The organism is Burkholderia sp. Tr-20355, from assembly GCF_017104685.1.
GTDB classification, from domain to species: domain Bacteria; phylum Pseudomonadota; class Gammaproteobacteria; order Burkholderiales; family Burkholderiaceae; genus Burkholderia; species Burkholderia seminalis.
This window is the reverse complement of record NZ_JAAGPK010000066.1, coordinates 20,599-42,162: the sequence shown is the minus strand read 5'-3', so window position 1 is coordinate 42,162 and position 21,564 is coordinate 20,599. Positions and strand designations below refer to the sequence as shown.

At 68.0% G+C, this 21,564-nt stretch carries 26 protein-coding genes; 11 read left to right on the top strand and 15 right to left on the bottom strand.

All coding sequences use genetic code 11. The features are described from left to right. The 6 genes from G3N62_RS18670 to G3N62_RS18645 form a co-directional block, all read right to left on the bottom strand. The coding region (locus G3N62_RS18670) for an alpha/beta fold hydrolase (protein WP_206141277.1) at positions 1–475 on the bottom strand (475 nt) is incomplete at its 3' end. Between the two features lie 18 nt (positions 476–493). Next, the gene (locus tag G3N62_RS18665) at positions 494–1,021 is read right to left on the bottom strand and encodes a cupin domain-containing protein (RefSeq protein ID WP_034189947.1); all 528 of its coding nucleotides are present in this window, start codon (positions 1,019–1,021) and stop codon (positions 494–496) included. 29 nt (positions 1,022–1,050) lie between these two features. Then, positions 1,051–1,821: an SDR family oxidoreductase gene (locus G3N62_RS18660; RefSeq protein WP_034189897.1), complete on the bottom strand. Its 771-nt coding sequence runs from the start codon at positions 1,819–1,821 to the stop codon at positions 1,051–1,053. Beyond that, the gene (locus G3N62_RS18655; protein ID WP_034189898.1) at positions 1,814–2,884 is read right to left on the bottom strand and encodes an aromatic ring-hydroxylating dioxygenase subunit alpha; all 1,071 of its coding nucleotides are present in this window, start codon (positions 2,882–2,884) and stop codon (positions 1,814–1,816) included. Before G3N62_RS18655 ends, G3N62_RS18660 begins: the two co-directional genes overlap by 8 nt. Positions 2,885–2,938: 54 nt before the next feature. Next, positions 2,939–3,250 carry a recombinase-like helix-turn-helix domain-containing protein gene (locus G3N62_RS18650; RefSeq protein WP_034189899.1) on the bottom strand — a complete coding sequence of 104 codons (312 nt, stop codon included), beginning with the start codon at positions 3,248–3,250 and terminating at the stop codon, positions 2,939–2,941. Between the two features lies 1 nt (position 3,251). Next, entirely contained in the window at positions 3,252–3,569 is a 318-nt protein-coding gene (locus tag G3N62_RS18645) for a non-heme iron oxygenase ferredoxin subunit (RefSeq protein WP_006489883.1), read from the bottom strand. Positions 3,570–4,015: 446 nt separating this feature from the next. On the opposite strand from G3N62_RS18645, the gene G3N62_RS18640 reads away from it, so the two are divergent. Continuing rightward, entirely contained in the window at positions 4,016–5,095 is a 1,080-nt protein-coding gene (locus tag G3N62_RS18640) for a porin (RefSeq protein ID WP_034189900.1), read from the top strand. Positions 5,096–5,196: 101 nt separating this feature from the next. Here the strand turns inward: G3N62_RS18640 and G3N62_RS18635 are convergent, their stop codons facing one another. From G3N62_RS18635 to G3N62_RS18615, 5 genes are all read right to left on the bottom strand, one after another. After that, a complete protein-coding gene (locus G3N62_RS18635) occupies positions 5,197–6,090 on the bottom strand; it encodes an IclR family transcriptional regulator (protein ID WP_034189901.1) in 894 nt (297 codons plus the stop codon). 269 nt (positions 6,091–6,359) lie between these two features. Next, positions 6,360–6,839, bottom strand: coding sequence for a type 6 secretion system effector deamidase TecA (gene tecA / locus G3N62_RS18630; protein WP_049035372.1), 480 nt, complete (start codon positions 6,837–6,839; stop codon positions 6,360–6,362). Between the two features lie 99 nt (positions 6,840–6,938). Continuing rightward, the gene (locus G3N62_RS18625) at positions 6,939–7,124 is read right to left on the bottom strand and encodes a hypothetical protein (RefSeq protein WP_059557587.1); all 186 of its coding nucleotides are present in this window, start codon (positions 7,122–7,124) and stop codon (positions 6,939–6,941) included. A 135-nt stretch (positions 7,125–7,259) separates the two neighbouring features. Continuing rightward, positions 7,260–7,466 carry a hypothetical protein gene (locus tag G3N62_RS18620; RefSeq protein ID WP_034189904.1) on the bottom strand — a complete coding sequence of 69 codons (207 nt, stop codon included), beginning with the start codon at positions 7,464–7,466 and terminating at the stop codon, positions 7,260–7,262. Between the two features lie 303 nt (positions 7,467–7,769). Continuing rightward, on the bottom strand, positions 7,770–8,366 hold the full coding sequence (locus G3N62_RS18615) for an alpha-ketoglutarate-dependent dioxygenase AlkB (RefSeq protein WP_034189905.1): 597 nt from the start codon (positions 8,364–8,366) through the stop codon (positions 7,770–7,772). A 237-nt stretch (positions 8,367–8,603) separates the two neighbouring features. On the opposite strand from G3N62_RS18615, the gene G3N62_RS18610 reads away from it, so the two are divergent. Continuing rightward, a complete protein-coding gene (locus tag G3N62_RS18610) occupies positions 8,604–9,191 on the top strand; it encodes a malonic semialdehyde reductase (protein WP_059557610.1) in 588 nt (195 codons plus the stop codon). Between the two features lie 49 nt (positions 9,192–9,240). On the opposite strand, the gene G3N62_RS18605 is transcribed toward G3N62_RS18610, so the two are convergent. Beyond that, the gene (locus tag G3N62_RS18605) at positions 9,241–10,386 is read right to left on the bottom strand and encodes a metallophosphoesterase (protein WP_124610030.1); all 1,146 of its coding nucleotides are present in this window, start codon (positions 10,384–10,386) and stop codon (positions 9,241–9,243) included. A 534-nt stretch (positions 10,387–10,920) separates the two neighbouring features. Between G3N62_RS18605 and G3N62_RS18600 the strand changes: the two genes are divergently transcribed. The 5 genes from G3N62_RS18600 to G3N62_RS18580 all read left to right on the top strand — a co-directional run bounded on the left by G3N62_RS18600 (position 10,921) and on the right by G3N62_RS18580 (position 16,817). After that, positions 10,921–11,214, top strand: a complete 294-nt coding sequence (locus G3N62_RS18600) for a hypothetical protein (protein WP_034189907.1) — start codon at positions 10,921–10,923, stop codon at positions 11,212–11,214. Next, entirely contained in the window at positions 11,211–12,260 is a 1,050-nt protein-coding gene (gene mdtN / locus G3N62_RS18595) for a multidrug transporter subunit MdtN (RefSeq protein WP_034189908.1), read from the top strand. The genes G3N62_RS18600 and mdtN overlap by 4 nt, the downstream gene beginning before the upstream one ends. Continuing rightward, a complete protein-coding gene (locus tag G3N62_RS18590) occupies positions 12,241–14,271 on the top strand; it encodes an FUSC family protein (protein WP_124671087.1) in 2,031 nt (676 codons plus the stop codon). The genes mdtN and G3N62_RS18590 overlap by 20 nt, the downstream gene beginning before the upstream one ends. Continuing rightward, the gene (locus G3N62_RS18585) at positions 14,258–15,802 is read left to right on the top strand and encodes a TolC family protein (RefSeq protein WP_034189910.1); all 1,545 of its coding nucleotides are present in this window, start codon (positions 14,258–14,260) and stop codon (positions 15,800–15,802) included. The genes G3N62_RS18590 and G3N62_RS18585 overlap by 14 nt, the downstream gene beginning before the upstream one ends. A gap of 307 nt (positions 15,803–16,109) precedes the next feature. Continuing rightward, positions 16,110–16,817, top strand: coding sequence for an MgtC/SapB family protein (locus G3N62_RS18580; RefSeq protein WP_006483946.1), 708 nt, complete (start codon positions 16,110–16,112; stop codon positions 16,815–16,817). Between the two features lie 42 nt (positions 16,818–16,859). Here G3N62_RS18580 and G3N62_RS18575 read toward each other — a convergent pair whose 3' ends face one another. Continuing rightward, complete coding sequence (locus G3N62_RS18575; RefSeq protein WP_034189911.1) at positions 16,860–17,579, bottom strand: autoinducer binding domain-containing protein; 720 nt, start codon at positions 17,577–17,579, stop codon at positions 16,860–16,862. Between the two features lie 73 nt (positions 17,580–17,652). On the opposite strand from G3N62_RS18575, the gene G3N62_RS18570 reads away from it, so the two are divergent. From G3N62_RS18570 to G3N62_RS18560, 3 genes are all read left to right on the top strand, one after another. Beyond that, positions 17,653–18,096: a DUF4902 domain-containing protein gene (locus tag G3N62_RS18570; protein ID WP_124610025.1), complete on the top strand. Its 444-nt coding sequence runs from the start codon at positions 17,653–17,655 to the stop codon at positions 18,094–18,096. Between the two features lie 209 nt (positions 18,097–18,305). Then, complete coding sequence (locus tag G3N62_RS18565) at positions 18,306–18,914, top strand: acyl-homoserine-lactone synthase (protein WP_049035377.1); 609 nt, start codon at positions 18,306–18,308, stop codon at positions 18,912–18,914. 51 nt (positions 18,915–18,965) lie between these two features. Next, positions 18,966–19,730: a hypothetical protein gene (locus tag G3N62_RS18560; RefSeq protein WP_206141276.1), complete on the top strand. Its 765-nt coding sequence runs from the start codon at positions 18,966–18,968 to the stop codon at positions 19,728–19,730. Positions 19,731–19,905: 175 nt separating this feature from the next. On the opposite strand, the gene G3N62_RS18555 is transcribed toward G3N62_RS18560, so the two are convergent. Beyond that, a complete protein-coding gene (locus tag G3N62_RS18555; RefSeq protein WP_124671086.1) occupies positions 19,906–20,196 on the bottom strand; it encodes a hypothetical protein in 291 nt (96 codons plus the stop codon). A gap of 296 nt (positions 20,197–20,492) precedes the next feature. Between G3N62_RS18555 and G3N62_RS18550 the strand changes: the two genes are divergently transcribed. Next, positions 20,493–20,879 carry a VOC family protein gene (locus tag G3N62_RS18550; protein WP_124671085.1) on the top strand — a complete coding sequence of 129 codons (387 nt, stop codon included), beginning with the start codon at positions 20,493–20,495 and terminating at the stop codon, positions 20,877–20,879. Between the two features lie 21 nt (positions 20,880–20,900). On the opposite strand, the gene G3N62_RS18545 is transcribed toward G3N62_RS18550, so the two are convergent. Continuing rightward, on the bottom strand, positions 20,901–21,467 hold the full coding sequence (locus G3N62_RS18545; RefSeq protein ID WP_124671084.1) for a GNAT family N-acetyltransferase: 567 nt from the start codon (positions 21,465–21,467) through the stop codon (positions 20,901–20,903). Positions 21,468–21,564: the final 97 nt, after the last annotated feature.

Sequence of the window (21,564 nt, the reverse complement as noted above, 5' to 3'; positions counted from 1 at the left end):
TATCGGCCGGCGCGCTGCCGTAACCGCCCGCGGGCGATACCAGCAGCAGGCCGGCGATCCGCGCGGGCATCGCGCGGGCGAGACCGCCCGCGACGATCGCGCCGAGCGAATGACCGACCAGCACGCAGCGTTCGATGCCGAGTGCCTCGAGCCACGCGTTCAGCGATGCCGCGTAATCGGCGGCATCCGGCGACGCGCCGTGCACGGGCGTCGACACGCCGTAACCGGGCGCATCCCATGCGAGCACGCGCCGCGACGCGCCGAGCGTGTCGAGCTGGCGAACCCACGATGCGGCGCCCGAGCCGATCCCGTGCAGCAGCACGACGGGCAGCGCGCGGCCCGCATGCTGCGCGCCGGCCTCGCGGTAACCGATCGTGCCCGCCGCGCCGGCCGCGCAACGCTGCTCGGGAAACTGCCCGAGCAGCGCGGCGAACGCCGCGGTGCGGTCGCGTTCACGTTTGTCGATGACACTCATTGCTTCACCGGCTCCGTCTCAACGCTTGATCTTCGCGAGCGGCGAATCGGGCGGATACGTCGGCGTGATCGGTTTCGGCGAACCGAGCATCACGCACATCAGCGCATCTTCCTCGCCAACGTTGATTTCCGTGCGATACACGCCCGGCGGCACCGAGATCAGGTCGCGCTCCCCAAGGATCGCTTCCCATGTCTCGCCGTCGCGCTCGCAGATGACCTTCATCTTGCCGCGCAGCACGAAGAAGATTTCCTCGACGTCGGTGTGGATGTGGCTCGGGCCGATGTTGCCGGCCGGAATGACCATCGTCGAGAACGTGAAGCCGCCGGCCGGCACCGTGTTGACGTCCTTCGCGACGCCCGTGCCGCCCGTGCCGACGTAGCGCATCTGCGCGCGGCGGTACTTCGGGTCGTAGTCGGCCTGGAACTTCAGCGCGTCCCAGTCGTAGCGCCGCGTCGCGTAACGCGCGACACGCCCTTCCATCCAGTCGTTGAAGCTTGCGCCTTCCGGCTGGTCCCACGACTTGCGTTCGAGATCGGCGTCCGCCATCGTCCACTCCTTCATTCAGTGTGAAAACATCAATTCATTACGAAGCCGCCGTTCACCGGCAGCAATTGACCCGTCACGAAGCGCGCGCCGTCCGACAGCAGGAACAGCACGGGGCCCGTCACGTCGTCGGGCACCTGCGCGCGCGTCAGCGCGCGGCCCTGCAGGTAGAACGCGTGACGCTCGGCCGGCACGTAGGCGGTCGCCTCGACTTCGGTGAGCCCAGGCGCAATCGCGTTGACCGTCACGCCGTGCGCACCGAACTCGCGTGCCTGCGCATGCGTCATCGCGATCACCGCGCCCTTGCTCGCGACGTACGCGAGCAGCTTCGGCGCGCCCCACAGCGCGGTGTCCGATGCGAGGTTCACGATCGCGCCGCGGCCCGACTGCGCGAGGTGCGGCAGCGCTGCATTGCTGACGAGCCACACGCCGCGCACGTTCACGTTCATCACGGCGTCCCACGTCGACACGTCGAGCTCCGTCGACAGCTTGCCGCCCGAGTTCGTGATCGCCGCGTTGTTGATCAGCGCATCGATGCCGCCGAGCGCCGCGGCACCTTGCGCGACGAACGCGTCGATGCTCGCCGGATCGGCCAGGTCGAGCGCGAGGAAATGCGCGGCGTGGCCCGCTTGCGCGAGTTCCGCGGCCAGCGCGCGGCCCTCTTCGACGAGCACGTCGCCGAACGCGACCTGCGCGCCCGCGGCGGCGAGCGCCCTCACGAACGCCGCACCGAGACCGCGTGCGCCGCCCGTGACGAGCACGCGGCGCCCCGGCAGCGGCACGACCGGAGCGAGCTCAGCCATTCGCGGGCTCCGAAGCGGCGTGTGCCGCGCGATGCGCATCGAGTGCGGACAGGTGTTCCTGCGCACGCTGGCGCAGCATCCGGCGCACGCGCGTGATGCCGACGTCGTGCTGGTACAGGTATTCGTGATCGCGCGCGTGCGGCGCGAGGCTTTCGAGGACGTAGCGGTCCTGCTCGAGCACGTCCCAGTGCAGGCCCTCGAGACGGTTGCGGTACATGAAGCGCCACACGTCGCGCTGCCAGCCGCCGACCTTGCGCGTCCGCCAGAAATAGACCTGGCAGTTGTCGCCGTCGACCGGCGTCGCGAAGCCGATGATCCCGAAGTTGCCGCCCGGGCCGAACTTCTGCTTGTACGGAATCGCGAGGCGCATCCACAGGCAACCCGTTTCGCCGAGCTCGACCCAGTCGAAGTTCACGTCTCGCTGGCCGGTCTTCTCGAACATCAGGCCCGTTTCCGTCTTGCGCACGCGCATGTCGGCCTGCTTGTCGCCTTCGGCCATCGAGTGCGACGTCGCGTGCAGGTACGCGCCGTGCATCGGGTCCATCACGTTGTCGATCGCGTACTGGTAATTGCACTTCCAGTTCGACACGCACAGGAAATGGGCGTACTCGTCGGCGACCAGTTCCTCGGGCAGGTTCAGCGGCGCCGGCTCGCCGTGCGCTTCGTCGCCGAACCACAGAAAAATCGCGCCGGCCTTCTCTTCCACCGGGTACGACTTCACGCACTTCGTGCCTTCGAGCGGACAGTTCGATACAGCCGGCACGCGGTTGACGGTGCCGCCGCCGTCGACTTCGATGCCGTGATACCAGCACGCGATGCTGCCGCCGAGGTTCCAGCCGAGCGACAGGCGCGCGCCGCGGTGCGGGCAGCGATCCTCGAGCGCGTGGACCTTGCCGTCGTGATCGCGCCACAGCACGATCTGCTCGGACAGGCGCGTGAGGCCGACGGGTGCATTCGACACCTGCCAACTGGGTGCAACGGGATACCAGTAGTTCTTGATGCCGCGGTCGAGATAGTCACGGACCGGGTCGTGTTGGACTGCGTGTTGTACGGGGGACGTCATCAGTGTGCTCCGGATGCGGTTGTCGTCGGGTCGGCGTTCACGCGCGCGGCGCGCTCATTCCGCCAGCGCGGCCATTTCGGCGCGGAAACGTTCGGCGGTCCACGCAGTGCCGTCCGGTGCGCGGAAGCCGATGCGGTTCAGGCCCGCGACGACGTCGTCCAGCTCGGTCGCGCCGGCCTCGAACACGCGCTCGAGCGCATCGCCGAGATCGTTCTCGTACTGCGTCGGCGCGGCCTTGCGGTTCTGCCAGACCTGGTTCTCGACCTGGCCGGGGATCTCGATCTGCCCCTTGCCCGCGACGTTGTTCGGCTGCGGCGCCACCCACGGCTTCAGGAAGGGATTGAAGTTGACGGTCGCTTCTTTCATGTCATTCCACCTTGATCTGGATTTCCTCGCCGGCGAGGCGCACCGCGTACTGCTTCAGCGCGCGCCCGCCCGGACCCTTCAGGCATTCGCCCGTCTTGATGTCGAACACGGCCTCGTGCAGCGGGCATTCGACCGTGCCTTCGTCGACGAACCCCTGCGTCAGCAGCGCGTACGCATGCGGGCACACGTTTTCGAGCGCATACACGTCGTCGCCGACGCGATAGATCCCGATTTCGACGCCGTCGGTCCGCTTGAACTCGATCGGCGTGTCTTCCGACAGCGCGCCGGCGTGACCGGCGCAAATCCATTGCTCTGACATCTCACACCCTTCCTTCTGATCGACTCTCGGTTTGTTCCGATTTGTTCCATATCAGGAACATCAGTTTATGGATGGTGATTATAGGAGCGACCTTCCGTGAGTAAAATAAAAAGCTGCATGTCCTAGGGAAAACACTGACCGTGCGATCGACGATCGCCTTCGATCACCTTGTCAAATGTAATTTTTTGTTGTGTGACGGGCATTTATCGTCATTTTCGGGGCATCACGCACCGATGCCGGGCATCTTCGGAAAACCCTTCCGGCCCGAAAAATTTATTTTTGATACGGTGCTTGACGACTCTATACTCCATTCCATCAGAGGCACATCGTTCCTTCTATGGAACATAAAAATGCCCACCAAATGGCGAACCCCTGTGCGACGGCCGGCCGTCCCCGCACATGCCGCCATGGCACGTTTTCATCAGGTTGGAGATTCAGGAGATCAAATGGTCAAGCATGCGGTAGCAGCAGCAGTGGTCGGATTGGGCGCCGCGTCGGGCGCGTGGGCACAGAGCAGCGTGACGCTGTACGGCAGCCTGGATGCGGGCGTCGCATACGTGAACAACGTCGGCGGCCATGCAAAGTGGGCGATGATCCAGGGCAACACCCAGCCCGACCGGTGGGGCCTGAAGGGCAAGGAAGATCTCGGCGGCGGCCTGTCGGCGATCTTTCAGCTCGAAAACGGCTTCTATACGAACAACGGCCAGTTCGCGACCGCGAACACGATCTGGAACCGCGCGGCATTCGTCGGCCTGAGCTCCGACCGCTACGGCACGCTGACGCTCGGCCGCCAGACGCCGCTGTCGTTCGACTATCTCGATCCGCTCAGCACGGCCTACCTCGCGTTGAGCTGGTACGCGTTCCACCCGGGCAACATCGACGGGCTCGCCGCGACCGGCAACGTGCCGTACAACAACGCGGTCAAGTACCGCTCGCCGACCTTCGCGGGCTTCTCGGCCGCGGCCACGCTGGCGCTCGGCAACACGACGAACTTCTCGACCGGCAAGTCGGTCGGCGTCGCGCTGAACTATGCGAACGGGCCGTTCAAGGCGTCGGCCGTGTACTCGAACGAGCACGACCGCTCGATCCTGATCAGCCAGACCGGCATTACGTCGTTCCAGGGGCAGAACACCGCGAACGGCTATCTCGCGAACAAGGTCGAGAACATCGGCGCGGGCGCGTCCTACCAGTTCGGCGACTTCCTCGTGCATGGCCTCTACACGCGCACGAAGATGCAGTCGAACGGCTATTCGGATACGTTCCAGAGCTACGACGCGGGCGTGAACTACCGCAGCAGCGCGTTCAACACGATCGCGGGCGGTGCGGCGACCACGACGCTGGCCGGCCGCCGCTGGACGCAGGTCGAGCTCGGCGACATCTATGCGCTGTCGAAGCGCACGCAGCTCTATGCGAACGTGCTCTACGAACACGGGTCGGGCGGCGCGAAGGCCGCGTTCTTCACGGCCGGCGTGTCGAGCACCGCGAACCAGGTGATCGTCCTGACCGGGATCCATCACTCGTTCTGAGCGGTGCCGGGCGTCCGGCGCCTGAAACGAAAAGAGCGGCCCGCGGGCCGCTCTTTCTTCTGTGCGCGGCCGCGTGCGGCGGCCTGCCCGAAGCGTCGATGTCAGAACATCGCGACCTTGTGGCGCGCGTGCGCGAACGTCGGATCGCTTTCGAGCGGACGATAGTTCAGCCGCTGCGACAGGTCGACCGCCGCGCCGCACACGGCTTCGACGAGCCGTTCCTTCTCGCCGGCCTCGCCGATCTCCGAACGCGGCACCGTCGCGGTGATCGCCGCGACGATCGAGCCCGACTGATCGCGCACGGGCGCGGTCACCGCCGAAATGCCGCTCTCGAACGCCGCCTCGCTGACCGCGTAGCCGAGCCGCGCGTAGTGGCGCACGCGTTCGTACAGCTCGTCGACGCTGCCCGGCGTGCGCTCGGTGAACTGCTCGAGTTTTTTCTCCGGATAGAGCTGACGCAACGCGTCGCGCGTGAGGTCGCCCATCAGCACGTGGCCGTGCACGGTGGCGTGCGCGGGCAAGCGCGTGCCGACGTGTACCTTCACCGAACCGAACATCGACGTATTGCTCTGCGCCTTCGCGACGAACACGACGTCGCGCTGGTCGCGGATCAGCAGATGCGTCGACAGGCCGGTCGCATCGCGCAGCCGTTCGAGCACGGGCGTACCGAGATCGGTCAATTCAAGCGAGTTCAGGTATTCGAAACCGAGCCGCAGCACGCCGACGCCAAGCCGGAAATAACGGTCGCCGTTCACGCGCTCGAGGAAGCCGAGCGCCTCGAGCGTCTGCAGCAGGCGGAACGTGGTCGTGCGCGGAATGCCGATGCGCTTCGACAGTTCCGGCGCGCCGAGCACGGGCTCGCGCGCGGAGAATTCGGCCAGGATCCGCAGCCCGCGTTCGAGCCCCGGCACCAGGTAGGACGACGCGCCGCCGGACGATTCGTCGTCGCCGGGCGTCGCCGGATCGGGTGCACCGCTCATCGTTGTCTTGACCATGTGGACATGGACGAAAGGAAATCAGTCACGAAACAGGTCATGGATCATCGTGGATATTCAGTCATGCTACCTCAGCGCGCGCGCCGGATCGCACCGGCACGCACGCCGTGACGCAACATGCGCATCCACACCGCGATGCGGTGTCATTCAAGGTCGAGAGGATAGCAGCGTTGGACGGCGCGACGCCATGCGGGAATCGCCGAACGGCGGGCAGCCGGCCGCACCGCCGAGGTGCGGCCGCCCGTGTCCGGCGTGGCGCGCCGGATCGCCTACAGGCGCGACAGGTAGACGCGAATGTTCGCGCGGTCGTAGGTGAAGCCGCCGGCCGGATCCGGCTCCAGCACCCGCGCGAGATCGACCGCATACATCCAGCCGCTGCCCAGCAGGCCGCCGTTGATCGCGCGGATCCGGCTGCCGCCGACGGCGATCGCCGCATGAAACACGTTACCGTTTCTGGAGAAGCCGACCGCGGTGCCCGCCGGAATGCTCGCGCGTCCGTCCCATTGATCGCCGGTCTCGAAGTTGAACCGAGACTTCCACAGCTGGCCGATCGTGTCGAGCAGCGCACCGGGCGCGATCAGCGCGTCGGCACGCAGCAGATACCGGACATAGGCCGCGGCGTCGTAGCAGACGCCGCCGGACACGTACTCGTTGATGTTGGCCATCCCGAACATCAGCGCCTGCGCGTGTTTTTGCCTTTCGCCGAGGCCGGATTGGGCGACATGCCCGCCTAGCTGGGTCAGTTGCATGGATAGCTCCTTGTGAGGAAAACGGACGCCGTCGTCCCGCCGGCGCGATAACCTCATATCTTATTACGATATCCGCCGGCGCCGACCCTGCTCCCGGTGTCACGGCGTGCGCGCCGCCGCCAACGTGTCGGGATTCGGCGCGAGCCGCGGGCGCACCCGCAACGGCTGCGGCATGTCGGGCCGCGGCTCCGCCAGCGGGCCGGTCATGAGCAGTTGCCGCAGCGTCGCATCGGCACCGGGATCGCCGAGCGACACGAACTCGACGCGCGTGACGACGTCCCGCATGCGGTGTCGCGCGATGCGCGCCGCGCGGCGGACAAAAAGCTGAAAACGGAAAGGAATCGGGCAAGCACCGCCCGGCAGCGGGCGGCGAAAGGGGGACGGCGAGAGGCGATCCTCGGGCGGACCGCCGCGACGGCGTCAGGCCGTCACGGCTGCGTCATATTCGGCGCGGGCAAGCTGGCCGGCGGCGTACGCCTCGGCCTCGCCGCGAAAGCCTTCCTGGCTGAACGCAACGACTTTCACACCGACGCCGGTCGCCCGCTTCACCGTCAGCGCCCATTGCCATCCGCCGTCTTGCTCGAAGACGTGCAGCGAGGGTTCGAAGGAAGGGTCGAGTACGGTCACGCGTTTTGCTCCTGCCCCTTGCGCGCCGCATAGGCCACACTCGAGGCATGTCGAAAGGGTCGCGCCGGTGTGCCGACGCGCTTCTGCCATTCGACAGTCTAGTCAATAATTGTTGCGACGCACCATCAGAGGTTTCACTCATCTATCGGAACCGGCCGGTCGATCGAAACTGACTGAAACCCATACGGCACGGGCTTCCGCACCGCGCCGGGCGATGCGGCATCGCATTCGTGCGGCAACGTGCCGCACACGCGAACGATTGCTTGCGTCGGCCATTCGTGGATCGCATAAACGGGGCGCGACCTATCCGGCGGACATCACGCGCCGAAAAGTCAGGTTGACGCGCTCGCCCTGCACACCCGGCGCCTTCGGCACGCGGTGCTGCCATTCCGCCTGCGTGCGCCCGCGCATCACGAGCAGGCTGCCGTGCACGAGGCGATACGCATGCGTGATGCCGGTCGCGCGGTGGCGCAGATCGAACACGCGCATCGCCCCGAGGCTCACCGATGCGATCACCGGTTCATCCCCGAGCGCCGGCTCGTTGTCCGCATGCCAGCCGAGGCCGTCCAGCCCGTTCCGATAGCGATTGAGCAGCACGCTGTTGAAGCGCGTACCGCACGTCGCCTCGACCGCCTGCTTCAGGTCGAGCACGGCCGGCGTCCACGGCGCGGGCACGTTGCGGATCCCCGAGTACACGTAGACGGCATCCGGTTCGCCCTGCCACGCGGTCAGCCTCGGCAACGGAATGCGGCCGCGCGGCGTGCGGATCGTGTCCTGCCGCCAGGCGACCTCGCCGATCAGCGCGGCCAGCGCGCGATCGGCATCGGGTTGCGCGAGCCAGTCGGGATACCAGTCCACGTCGGGCACGGGCGTGTCAGCGAAGAAATCGGGGGTCGACATGTCGGAAGGAACGGGCGAGAAACGGAACGAACGAGGCCTGTCTGCATACTAGCCAACGGCGCCCCGGCCCGCCATGCGCTGTCATTCGCCGATGAAAGGAAGCGGCCGCGTGCCGCGATGCGCATTCGCGCATCACGCTATCATCGCGGCGTGTCGCGGCACGCCCCGCCGAGGGCCGCCGCTTTTCTCCGCCATGCCGGCCGGCGCGACCCGGCCGCATTCTTCCCGGATCCCATCATGACGACGCTCTCCGATTCCGCCCTCGATCAACTGTTTCGCTCCGCCCGCACGCACAACGCGTGGCAGGACAAACCCGTCGACGACGCGCTGCTGCACCGCCTGATCGACCTGACGAAATTCGGCCCGACGTCGGCGAACTCGAGCCCCGCGCGCTTCGTGTTCGTCAAGTCGCCCGAAGCGAAGGCGCGCCTGAAACCCGCGCTGTCCGACGGCAACCTCGCGAAAACGATGGCCGCGCCCGTCACCGTGATCGTCGGGATGGACTACGCGTTCTACGAGCACCTGCCGCGCCTGTTCCCGCACGCCGACGCACGCAGTTGGTTTGCCGGCAACGATGCGCTGATCGAGGCCACCACGTTCCGCAACGCGTCGCTGCAAGGCGCTTACCTGATCCTGGCCGCACGCGCGCTCGGCCTCGACGCGGGCCCGATGTCGGGCTTCGACGGCGCGAAGGTCGATGCCGAATTCTTCGCGGGCACCGCGATCAAGAGCAACTTCCTCGTGAATCTCGGCTACGGCGATCCGGCCGGCCTGTTCCCGCGCAGCCCGCGCTTCGATTTCGACGACATCGCCCGCATCGAATAACGGTTGCGAGCGCGGGCCCGTTCACGCCGATAACGGGCTTGCGCCGGCCTCAACCACGCGTCAAGCGGATCAGCGCGATCTCGGACGGCACGCCGAAGCGGTTCGGCGGCCCCCAGTATCCGGTGCCGCGGCTCGTATAAAGCCACATGTCGCCGAAGCGGTTCAGCCCGCCGATCACCGGCTGCTGCATCCGTACGAACGGCGGCCACGGCAGGAACTGGCCGCCGTGCGTATGGCCCGACAGCTGCACGGTGTAACCCGCGCGATTCGCCGCTTCCGCGCTGCGCGGCTGATGCGCGAGCAGGATCTTCGTGCCGACGTCGCGCGGTGCACCCGCCAGCGCCTGCTCGGGGTCGCTGCGATGCGCGGGATCGAACCCGCCGGCCGTGAAATCGGTCACGCCCGCGAGCACCGCGCGCGCGCCGTCATGCTCGATCAGCACGTGCTCGTTCAGCAGCACCGTCAGCCCGATGCGGCGGAATTCGTCGATCCACTCATGCGCGCCCGCGTAATACTCATGGTTGCCGGTCACGAGGAAGCTGCCGTGCCGCGACCGCATCTGGCCGAGCGGCGCCGTGTGGTCGCGCAGGCGCTTGACCGAACCGTCCACCACGTCGCCGGTCACGACCACCAGGTCGGCGTCGAGCGCATTGACCGCACGCACGATCCGTTCGATGTACGGCCGCTTGATCGTCGGCCCGACGTGGATGTCGGACAGCTGGACGATCGTCAGCCCGTCGAGCGCCGCCGGCAGCCCCGCCACCGGAATCGACACGCGCTTGACCGCCGCCGTGCGGCGCGCGCCGACGAACCCGATCGCGGTGACGAGCACCGCGGCCGCCAGCACGCCGAGCGCCGTGTCGGTCGCGGCGCCGCGCCACGCGCCGTCGTGCCCGAGATACCGCCACGCGACCACGCCGAGCAGCACGAACTCGCGCAGCAACGTCAGCACCAGCAGCGACGAAAAAAAACCCATCACGAGCGCGCCGGCCCAGCCGACCAGCGTCGCCGCCCAGCCTTCGTCGAAGCGGCGCGAGAACATGCCGACCGGAATCAGCACGACGAAGCTCGCCAGCACGAGCGCCGCGATCGTGCGCGCGACCGGCGACGCGAATGCATCGGGAATGATCCGCATCCCGACGTACAGATGGAACAGCACGCCGATTGCAATGAACCGGACAAAGAAACTTCGCATGGAACACTCACCTTCGTTGCGATACCGCTTCCGCGACGCGCGGCACGGGGTTGTCATGTCCGGTACCGCGCTTCGCGCCATACGCACGATGGTACACAGATCCCGGCCGTGACGACCGGTCGCGGCCGCGGGTGGAGGGCCGCGCGGCTTCACGCGATAGCCGGCCGGATTCGCGCACGGTCAGGCAGCAATCGATCGTTTCCACCGTCATTGCACTGCGTCGGCATGGCAAAAGCCGCCTCCCTTCTTTCATCTGACGATCCTTTACAGTCCGTTAGCAACCCTACGCGAGCGTGCACTGGCAGAATCGCGGCGGGCCAGCCGTCGTTGCGGAAACGCGCGGCCGGACGGACCGGCACGACCGTCGGCGCGTCCGCGAGCGCGCACCGCCCGTGCCGTGCACGCGCGCCGGATAGCTGGCGATCCGCATCGCGCTGATTTATGATCGGCTCCGTACCCTGGAATCGTCGTCGCGGCGACGATCCGCATTGCGCCGCGCCCGGCATCCACCCCCAACGTCGAGCTCGTCACACCATGAGAAAAACAATGCCGCGCGCGCCCCTGCGCGTTGCCGCCGCCCTGGCGCCCGCCCTGCCGCTCGCGGGCTGCGCGTCGCGAGGCGCCCCGTCGTACGTGCTGTTCGGCGCGTATTTCCCGCTCTGGCTCGTCAGCGCGATCGTCGGCGTCATCGGCGCGATCGTCGCGCACCGCGTGTTCGTCGCGACCGGCTGGGCCGCCACCGTGCCTTACCAGCTCGCCGTCTGCACCGCGATCGGGCTCGTGGTCGCCGTGATCGTCTGGCTCACCGGCACGGGGCCGTTCGCATGAAGGCCGCCGGACTCCCCCGCCCGTCCGTGAAAGGCCGCGTGATCGCGCTCGCGATCGTCGCGCTCGGCATCGCCGCGCTCGTGTATGCGTACTACCGCACGACGGCCTACCCGTCCACCGACGACGCGTCGATCGACGCGGACGTCGTGCACGTCGCATCGCCGGTCGGCGGCCGCATCGTGCAACTCGCGGTGCACGAGAACCAGCGCGTCGCGAAGGGCGACCTGCTGTACGAGATCGATCCCGTGCCGTACCGGCTGTCGGTCGCGCAGGCGCAGGCCGACGTCGAACTCGCGCGCGCATCGCTCGACACGCGCCGCCGCTCGCTGATCGGCGAGCGTTCGAACGCGGCGGTCGCCGCCGAGCAGGTCAAGCGCGCGACGCAAAACTACGATCTCGCGACGCGCGACGTGAACCGCCTCGCGCCGCTTGCCGCGCAGGGCTACGTCAGCGCGCAGCAGTTCGACCAGGCGAAGGTCCGCCAGCGCGACGCGTCCGTGTCGCTCGCGCAGGCGCAGGAACAGCAGCACGCATCGGCCCGGACGATCGGCGACGAAGCCGACGCGATCGCGACGCTGCATGCGCGCGAAGCCGCGCTCGCCCGCGCGCAGCATGCACTCGACGATACGGTCGTGCGCGCGCCGCACGACGGGCTCGTGACGGGCCTGACCGTGCTCGCCGGCGAAACCCTCGCGCCGAACCAGTCGATCTTCACGCTGATCGACGCGCGCGAATGGTTCGCCGTCGGCAACTTCCGCGAGACGGCGCTGAGCCGCATCGCGGTCGGCGATTGCGCCACCGTCTATTCGATGATCGACCGCAGCCGCCCGCTGACGGGCAAGGTCGTCGGCATCGGCGCCGGCATTGCGGACAGCGCGCGCATCAACCTGCCGCGCTCGCTGCCGATCGTGCAGAACTCGGTGAACTGGGTGCACGTCGCGCAGCGCTTCCCGGTGCGCGTGAAGCTCGACGAGCCCGACGCCGCGCTCGTACGCGTCGGCGCCAGCGCGATCGTCGAGGTCCGGCATGGCACTGCCTGCCGCTGACGTTCGCGCGCCGGGCCCGCGCGAAGTCCTGCGACTGCTCGCGCCGTTTCCGGGGCGCACGGCCATCGCCGTGCGCGTCGCGCTCATCTGCGCGCTGACCGCGCTCGTGACGGCCGCGAATGGCACGCCAGAAGCCGCGCTGTCCGCGTACGTCGTGTTCTTCATGATCCGCGCCGACCGCGTGACGAGCATCGTGCTCGCGGCCGCGCTGCTGCTGATCGTCACGATCGTGATCGGGCTCGTGCTCGGCATCGCGATCTTCAGCATCGACTATTCGATCCTGCGGGTCGCCTGCATGGCCGTGCTGTCGGTCGCCCTCCTGTATCTGACTTCCGCCAGCAAGCTGCGCCCGGTGGGCGCGATCCTCGCGATGATCGTCGGCTTCGGGCTCGACCAGCTCGGCCTCGCGCCGTTCGGCGAGGCCGCGACGCGCGCGTTGCTCTACATCTGGCTGACGATCGCGATCCCCGTCGGCGTGGCGATCGTCGTCAACCTGCTGATCGCGCCGTCGCCGCGCAAGCTCCTGCACGCGCAACTCGCGAAGCGGCTGCGGCTCGCCGCGCGACGACTGCGCGGCGGCGACGATGCACGCGCCGCGTTCGACGCGAGCCTGCGCGAAGGCGACAAGCAGTTGCTCACGTGGCTCAAGCTGTCGAAACTCGAAGGCTCGTCGAGCGCCGCCGACGTCGCGGCGCTGCGGCAGGCCATCGCGTCGAGCACCGCGCTGATGGTCGGCGTCGCGCTGGCCGATCGCGAACCGGACGCACGGCTGCCCGATGCGTTCGCCGCGCCGATCGCCGCGACGCTCGACGACATGGCCACCATTCTCGAACGCGGCGGCTACCCGGTCGACGTGACGCTCGCGCTGCCGCCCGCCGACGCGCTGCCGCCGCTCGCGCGCATCGCCGCGACCGACCTCCATGCCGCGATCACGCGTTTCGCGGAGCCGGGCGCGACGGCCGATGCCACGCCCGCCGCCCCTGCCGCCATACCCGAAGCCCCCGCGCCGGCCGCACGCGGCGGCTTCTTCCTGCCCGACGCCCGCACCAATCCCGACCACATCCGTTATGCGCTGAAGACGACCGCCGCGGCGATCTTCTGCTACCTGCTGTACTCGCAACTCGACTGGTCGGGCATCCATACCTGCGTCGTCACCTGCTACATCGTGTCGCTCGGCTCGACGGCCGAGACGGTCGAGAAGCTCACGCTGCGGATCGTCGGCTGCATGGTCGGCGCGCTGCTCGGTACCGCCGCGCTCGTGTTCGTCGTGCCGGTGCTGTCGTCGGTCGGCCACCTGATGGCGCTGGTATTCGCCGGCGCATGGCTGTCCGCGTGGATCGCATTCGGCTCGCCGCGCATCGCGTATGCGGGTTTCCAGATCGCGTTCGCGTTTTTCCTGTGCGTGATCCAGGGCGCCGGCCCCGGCTTCGACCTGACGATCGCGCGCGACCGCACGATCGGCATCCTGCTCGGCAACGTCGTCGTGTATCTCGTGTTCACGCGCATCTGGCCCGTCAGCATCGGCAAGCAGATCGACGTCGCGCTCGCCGCGCTGCTCGACCAGTGGCGGCGGATCGCGCGGATCGCGCAGCCGGCCGAGCGGCGCACGCTCGCGGCCGAAGCGTTCGCGCGCCATGGCGCGATCACGCAGGAGCTCGGCCTGGTCCATTACGAACCGTCGTGGGTCCGACCGGCCGCGACGTGGCTGGCCACGCGGCGGCGCGCGCTCGCGGAACTCGGCGCGCTCGAAGGCCCGCTGTTCCTGCTCGCCGAACGCCAACCCGGCGACATCGCGATCGACTCGCAACTCGCGCGCGTGACCGAACCGGGCGGCGACAACGCCGTGCCCCGTCCGGACGCCCGCGCACCCTCGGCCGCGCCGCCGGGCGCCGCCCCCACCGACCCCGCACGCGACGCGCTGCTGAACCTGATCGACACGCGGCTCGCGCAGATCGCCGACGCCGCCCGTCCAGCCACACCGAAGGAGCCTGCCCCCCATGCGTCGACCTGAACCGCCGGCCGCCTCGATCGCCGTAGCCGCCCTCGCGACCGCCGTCGCACTGGCCGGTTGCGCGACGTCGTCGATCGACCTGGCGCCGGAGGCATCCGACCGCCCGTGGCAGCCGCAAACGTCGGCCGCGGGCGACATCGTGCCGGGCCCGCCGCGCGCGTCCGCGCCAGGCGCGCACGACTACACGCTGCCCGCGTCGCCGGCGCTCGCGTCGGTCTCGCCGCCGGCCGTGCTCGATGCCGCGCATCCGTACACGCTGCCCGAGCTGATCGATCTCGCCGAATCGGCGAACCCGCTCACCCGCATCGCATGGAACGACGCACGCAATGCGGCGCTCGCGGTCGGCCTCGCCAAGGCCGCCTACCTGCCGCGCCTGTCGGCGACCGCGATGGGCGCGTACCAGACGAGCCACGGCTCGACGTCCACGATCCTCGGCGATTCGTCGAGCGACACCACCGTGCACGGCACGATTTCGGCGCTGTCGCTGCAATGGCTGCTGTTCGATTTCGGCGGCCGCGCGGCGCGCGTCGAAGCGGCCGAACAGGCCTCGATCGCGTCGAACGTCGCGTTCACGGCCGTGCACCAGCAGGTGATCCACGACGTGACGGTCTCGTACTACCGTTACGAAGCCGCACGCTCGCGCGCCGTCAGCGCCCAGCAGGGTCTCGCGAACGCGGACGCGATCCTCGCGGCGTCGCGCGCGCGGCTCAAGCACGGCGTCGGCACGGTCGTCGAGCTCGCGCAGGCGACGCAGAACCGCGCGCAGGCGAACCTCGCGCTCGTCCAGGCAAACGGCGCGGAAAGCGACAGCTACCTCGCGCTCGTCTCCGCGCTCGGCATCTCGCCGCTGTCGAAGCCGACGATCGCCGCGCTGCCGAAGCGGCCGCTGCCACCCGCGCTCGGCTCGTCGGTCGATGCGATCGTGTCGGATGCGATCGCGCGCCGCCCCGACCTGCAGGGCGCGTTCGCGCTCGAAAAGGCCAATCGCGCGAAGATCAAGGCCGCCGAAGCCGCGTTCATGCCGAAGATCTTCCTGTCCGCGTCGACGTCATACGCGAGTGGCGGCACGGCCATTTCCGCATTACCCGCGATCGGCGACCAGGCGCCGACCGTCAACCTGAACGGCAGCCGCTACGGCGGCGGCGTGTTTCTCGGCGTGACGATTCCGCTGTACGACGGCGGCCTGCGCTCGGCCGTGCTGATGCAGGCGCGCAACGATGCGGAAAGCGCGTCCGCGCGCCTCACGCGGACCAAGGAGGAAGCCGTGCGGCAGGTCGTCGCCGCGCAGAACGCGGTGCAGACGAGCCTCGCGTCGCACGACGCGGCCAAGGCGCTCGTCGATGCCGCGCAGACGAGCTACGACGCGGCGCTGACCGCGTACCGCAACGGCGTCGGCTCGGTCACCGACGCGACGATCGCGCAGAGCCAGCTGCTCGCGGCCCGAAACGCGGAGGTCGACAGCTATGCCGGCGCGCTGTCGGCCGCCGCCGCGCTCGCGCTCGCGACGGGCACGATCGGCGCCGCGCAGTAGCACGGCCGCCGCAAGGCGGTTGACGCCTGCGCGCGCCGCCCACTAGAATGCCGCCCATTCTTCCTTCAGGAACCATCGTGGACAGTAGCAGCACTCCGTTGCGTGCGCCGCTTGCCGCCTGAACGCCTGTCCGACGCAGTTCTCCTGCCCCGGCTCGCGTTCCGCGAGCCCGCACGCCCCCCGTTACACACTGAATGACGCATTCGCGCGGTACAGTACCGCGCGATGACGGCCGTCCATGCGTCGCCCATGGCCTTGCGCCGCGGCGACGACGGCCGGCGCGCGCTTCTTGCACGGCAGGACAACCATGACTTTCGATTTCGCACTCCGTCTTTTCACCGCGTTCGCCTGCGGCGTCGCCATCGGCCTCGAGCGCCAGATGCGCCAGCGCACGGCCGGCCTGCGCACCATCACGCTCGTCGCCAGCGGCGCGTGCCTGTTCGTCACGCTCGGCGTACTGACCGGCAATGGCGTCGCGGGCGTCACGCAGATCGCCGCGTACGTCGTGTCGGGCGTCGGCTTTCTCGGCGGCGGCGTGATCATGCGCGACAAGGGCTCGATCCAGGGCATCAACACGGCCGCGACGCTGTGGTGCTCGGCCGCCGTCGGTGTGCTGGCCGGCTCCGGCCATTACGTGCCCGCACTGGCCGGCACCGGCGTCGTGCTGCTCACCAATACCGTGCTGCGCGGTGTCAGCCAGGCGATCAACGCGACGCCCGTCTCGAACGCCGATCTCGTGCGCGAATACCAGATCACGGTGATCTGCCTGGCCGCCGACGAAGTGCACATCCGCACGCTGCTGTCGAACGCGATGTACGCGAAGCCGCTGTCGTTCCAGAGCCTGACGAGCGAGGACGTACCCGATCAGCCGGACCGGCTGAAGGTGACCGCGACGTTGAAGCTGCATCCGAAGGATCAGCAGAAGCTCGAACAGATCGCGAGCCGGATGAGCATGGAGAAGAGCATTTCCAGCGTGAGCTGGACCGCGAAGGAAGCGGAACCGATGATGGAGTGAGCGGCGTGGCGGCCGCCGCATCCGGCGCCGCCCTCGCCTGCGTCACGGCGCGTCGATGAGCCCGGCCGAAATCGCCTTCACGACCGCCTGCACCTTGTTGGTCGCGCCGAGCTTCTCGAGGATGTTGTTGACGTGGAAGTTGACCGTCCGCTCCGAGATGCTGAGGATCTGGCCGATTTCGCACGCGGTCTTGCCCTCGGCCGTCCAGCACAGCACCTCGCGCTCGCGCGCGGTCAGCGTGACGCCCGCCGCGGGCGACAGCTTCGGCACCATGAAGCGGCTCATCAGCGAATGCGACAGGTTCGCGAGCCAGTTCGTCTGCAGCGTCAGCATGTTGATTTCGGCAGGCGTCAGCCGGTCGGCATGGCGTGCGATGCTCAGCAGGCCGAACGCGCCGCGGGCCGCCCAGCTCGACTGCGCGACGCCCACCGACAGCCCGAAATCGCGCGCGTCCTGCCACAGCGGGCACGGGTCGATCCGGTCGACATCCGGCCAGACGATCATGTTGGTGCTCAGCGCGCCGTCGCGAACCGTCGAATCGATCTCGATGTAGTTTTGCGCCTGGTAGTGCGCCATCCAGCCGTCGGGATAGGTATTGAAGATGGCGACCGACGGCTTCGATACAGGCAGCGGTACGCGAATGCCGTAGCAGCAGTATTCGAATCCCAGCCGCCTCGAATAGGCGGCGATCCGCTGGAAGAGCTGCTGCTCGTCTTCCGCGGCGCTGAATTGTTGATAGGCATCCTGCCAGCGCAGTTCCATTCGTTCTCCGACAACGTCACGCTGTCATACTTGTCAGGTTCCAGCACCCGTTCGAGGCTGATACATTCCGCGCATGACCTCACCTTTGCTGCACCCGGTCCCCGGCCCGTCCCCGGACGGCTACGTACGCCTGTCAAAAGACGCACTGGCCGTGCTTGCACTCGACCATGTCTCGAGCGGCCTCGACGCATCCTTGCTGGCCGAACTGCGCGACAGCGCGATCGACGCACGCCTCGCCGGCTACACCGAATGGCACCGCGCGGCCAGTGCCGGCGCCCCTTACGTGACGGTCGGCTGGGACTGGTACCTCGAACGCGCGACGGGCACGTTCGTGATCGCGGGCGGCGACGTCCGCAGCAACGTGATGGTCGTCGATGCCACCGGCGCCGACATCGGCATGGTCCGCACGGCCGCCGCGCTCGCCGCGCGACTTGCCGGCATGGACTGGCCCGCCGCGGTCGCGTCGGCCGTGCTCGGTCGCAACGACGCCTATCATGCCGGTCCCACGCTCCAGTGACAACCTGCCGCGCATTCCTCTGATCATTTCGCAAGACTGGCGCTCTTTATAAGCAAAAGCCGTCCAGTTTTCAATCCCGTCGATCAAGAAACCGTTACCACGCCGCAAATGGCGCCTTTGGGCCGCCACCCTGTAAGAGTTACCAGTTACAGCTCCCTCGTGCCGCGCGATGTAATGCACGCATACAAAAGCACAGATCCGAGGACACCATGCGGACCTTCGTTCACGAGGAAGGGCGGTTGCCACACGAACTTGCAGCGGATCTAGGGCGCTATCGGCGCCGCGTATTCGTCGAACAGCTCGGTTGGGCGCTTCCGTCGGCGAACGAAAGCTTCGAGCGCGACCAGTTCGATCGCGACGATACCGTCTACGTGTTCGCGAGGAACGCCGGCGGCGACATGTGCGGATGCGCGCGCCTGCTGCCCACTACGCGCCCGTACCTGCTGAAGTCGCTGTTCGCCGACCTGATCGCCGAAGACATGCCGCTGCCGCAATCGGCCGCCGTCTGGGAGTTGTCCAGGTTCGCGGCGACCGACGACGAAGGCGGCCCGGGCAACGCCGAGTGGGCCGTGCGCCCGATGCTGGCCGCGGTCGTCGAATGCGCGGCGCAGCTCGGCGCGCGCCAACTGATCGGCGTGACGTTCGCGAGCATGGAGCGGCTGTTCCGCCGGATCGGCATTCACGCGCACCGCGCAGGCCCGCCGAAACAGGTGGACGGTCGTCTGGTGGTCGCGTGCTGGATCGACATCGATCCGCAAACGTTTGCCGCGCTAGGAATCGAGCCGGGGCAGGCAACCCGGCAAGCCATCGCCGCCTGAGCCGGAACGCGCGTGTCCGTCCGGGCGGCATCGTAACGAAGGAGAACCAACGTGGACCAGTCTCAGGTCTTTCGCGCGATGATGCCCGGCTTGACGAGCGCCGGCGGCGCCCGCATTGCGGTCGCCTATCCGTCGTTTCCCAGGCCGCTGCCGCTCGTGCGGCTCGACCGCCGCGGGCTCGTGTTTCGCGCCGCCGGCGCCGCGCCGCTCGTCTGCGGGCTGCCGCGCGCAGCGACGCTGCTGGTCGCGGACGAGCCGCTCTGCTCGCTGCGCCTCATGATTCGCGGCACCGCTCCGGCCGGAGGCGGCCAGCACGACCTGACGATGCAGCCGTCCGGCGCCGCCGGCGACGAGCTGCTGTGGCATGCGCTGCGCGATCGCGCACCGTACCGGCACATTCGGCACCCGCTGGCGCCCGTCGATACGGCCCGCGCCGCCGACAGCGCGCCGCTCGCACCGGCCGGCGAGGCCGCCCCGCGCCCGTCGCGCAGCACGGCCTTTCGCCTGCCGTGCCACAGCGACGCGCTGTTCTTTGCCGACTGGCTCGAATATCACTTCGACGAGCTGCGTGCGCTGTCGCAGCAGCACGGACCGCAACTGCAGCTCAATCAGCTCGAGCGCCAGGTGGCCGACGACGAGGTCGGCGTACGCTTCGTCTACGACATCGACGGCCATGCGACGCGGCATGCGCTGACCGACTGCGCACGCGAGGCCTGTGCATGGATCGAGACGGAAATGCGCGACAAGTACGCGCTGCCCGTCGCGCAGGAGCGGTTCGGCGCGTTTGCGGCACATGCGCGGGCCGGCGGCATGTGAATGGATCACGCGGCTGCCAGTTGCATGGATACAACTAGCGCTTGCAAACGTCCGGGTTTTCCCTTAAATTGACGTCTGTCTCCTCCATGTCTCCAAACATGGATTCAGCCCGCTCAAGCAGCGGGCTTTTTTATTGCCTGCGCGGATCTCGGGGCCACATCATTTTCCGCTCCGGCTAACCCGCCGGACGTGCGCCGGCCGGGTGCAGCCAGTAGTGATGCACCACGAATATCAGCGCGAGCGCCACGACCAGGATCAACAGCAGGGATAGCCAACCCTTCCTGGTCGACGGCAGGTCCGTCACGACGCCGACGTCACCCGTCAGTGCCATCAACGCGACCATCGCCAGCCCGGCCAGTACCAACGTGCCCTTGGCCACCCATCCAAAGGCGGCCTCCAGTCCGGCCGCCCATCGCGATTGGCGATAAGGTCCGGCAACCGGCCGACGCAGATCGGGCTTACTCATTCCTCATCTCCCGTCCGACCTGCACGAATCCGCACGTCGAACAGCAGGCTGCTGCGGAAGGCCGGGATTTGGCAGACATGCGCCGGCGGCGGCCGCAGTGCACACACTGAATCTGAAGCGTCATGTTTGTTGTATCTTGAGCGAGTCGGGAGTCGCCCCTCCGCTTCGTTTGGCCGAAACGAATCGATATCGTTCGACACGACGAGCATGCGCCGCGACACGATCCGCTCGCCTCACGCCATCCTGATCGGTCCGCTTATCATTGACCGGGCCCGCCACTCTTCGCCGAGGTCATCTTGCACGCCCACTTGCGTATTGCCCGCCCGGTCAGCAACCTCGCCCGCACCGAGCGCATGTATCGCGACGCCCTCGACCTGTCGGTCCTCGCGCGCTTCGACGATCACGACGGCTTTTCCGGCGTGATGCTCGGACGCGAAGGCCTCGACTATCACTTCGAATTCACGCACTGCCCGGATCATCCGATCGCGCCGTCGCCCACACCCGAAGACCTGATCGTCTTCTACCTGCCCGATCGACCGGAATGGGAAGCCGCGTGCGAGCGCGCCGCCGCACATGGCTTCATGCCCGTGACGTCGTTCAATCCGTACTGGGAAATATCCGGCCAGACCTTCGAGGATGCCGACGGCTACCGAATCGTGCTGCAGAACGGCACGTGGCGCTGACACGCGCAGACGCGTGAGCCGTTACGCGCCGGCAACGCCGCCGGCGCGCGCGACATACACGACGTGCGGCCGCAGCGGATGCCCGTCCGGCAACGCGGGATGATCGAAGTCGCGCGCGGATTGGCGCAGCATGCCGAGCTGCTCCATCACACGCCGCGACCGCACGTTGGTGTCGGCCGTCCACGCGAAGATTTCGCCGAGCCCGGCCCGGCCGAACCCGTCGGCCAACGCGGCGGCAGCCGCTTCGAGCGCGTAGCCCTGCCCCCACGCGTGGCGCGCCTGCCGCCACATGATCTCGACGCTCGGCGCCATCGGATGGGTTGCACGCGCTTCATGCGACAGACCGCAAAGCCCGATCAGCGTCGCGTCGGCACGACGTTCGACCGCCCACACGCCGAAGCCGTGTGCATCGAAATGCGCATCGAAGCGCGCGATGAGGTCGCTCGCCTCGTCGACGGACATCGGGCCGCGCGCGAGCCACGCGATCACGTCCGAATCGGCATGCATCGCCGAAAGCGCACCCGCATCCGACGCACGCCAGCGACGCAGCATCAGGCGTTCGGTTTCGATCTTCGAGAGGGTGGACATGGGTGACGAGGATCGCACGGGCGGCAGCGGAACGCTGGTGACATCACGAACCCGAAGGCGGGGCGGCTGACGAAGGAGGAAGCTCGATCGTCGCGTC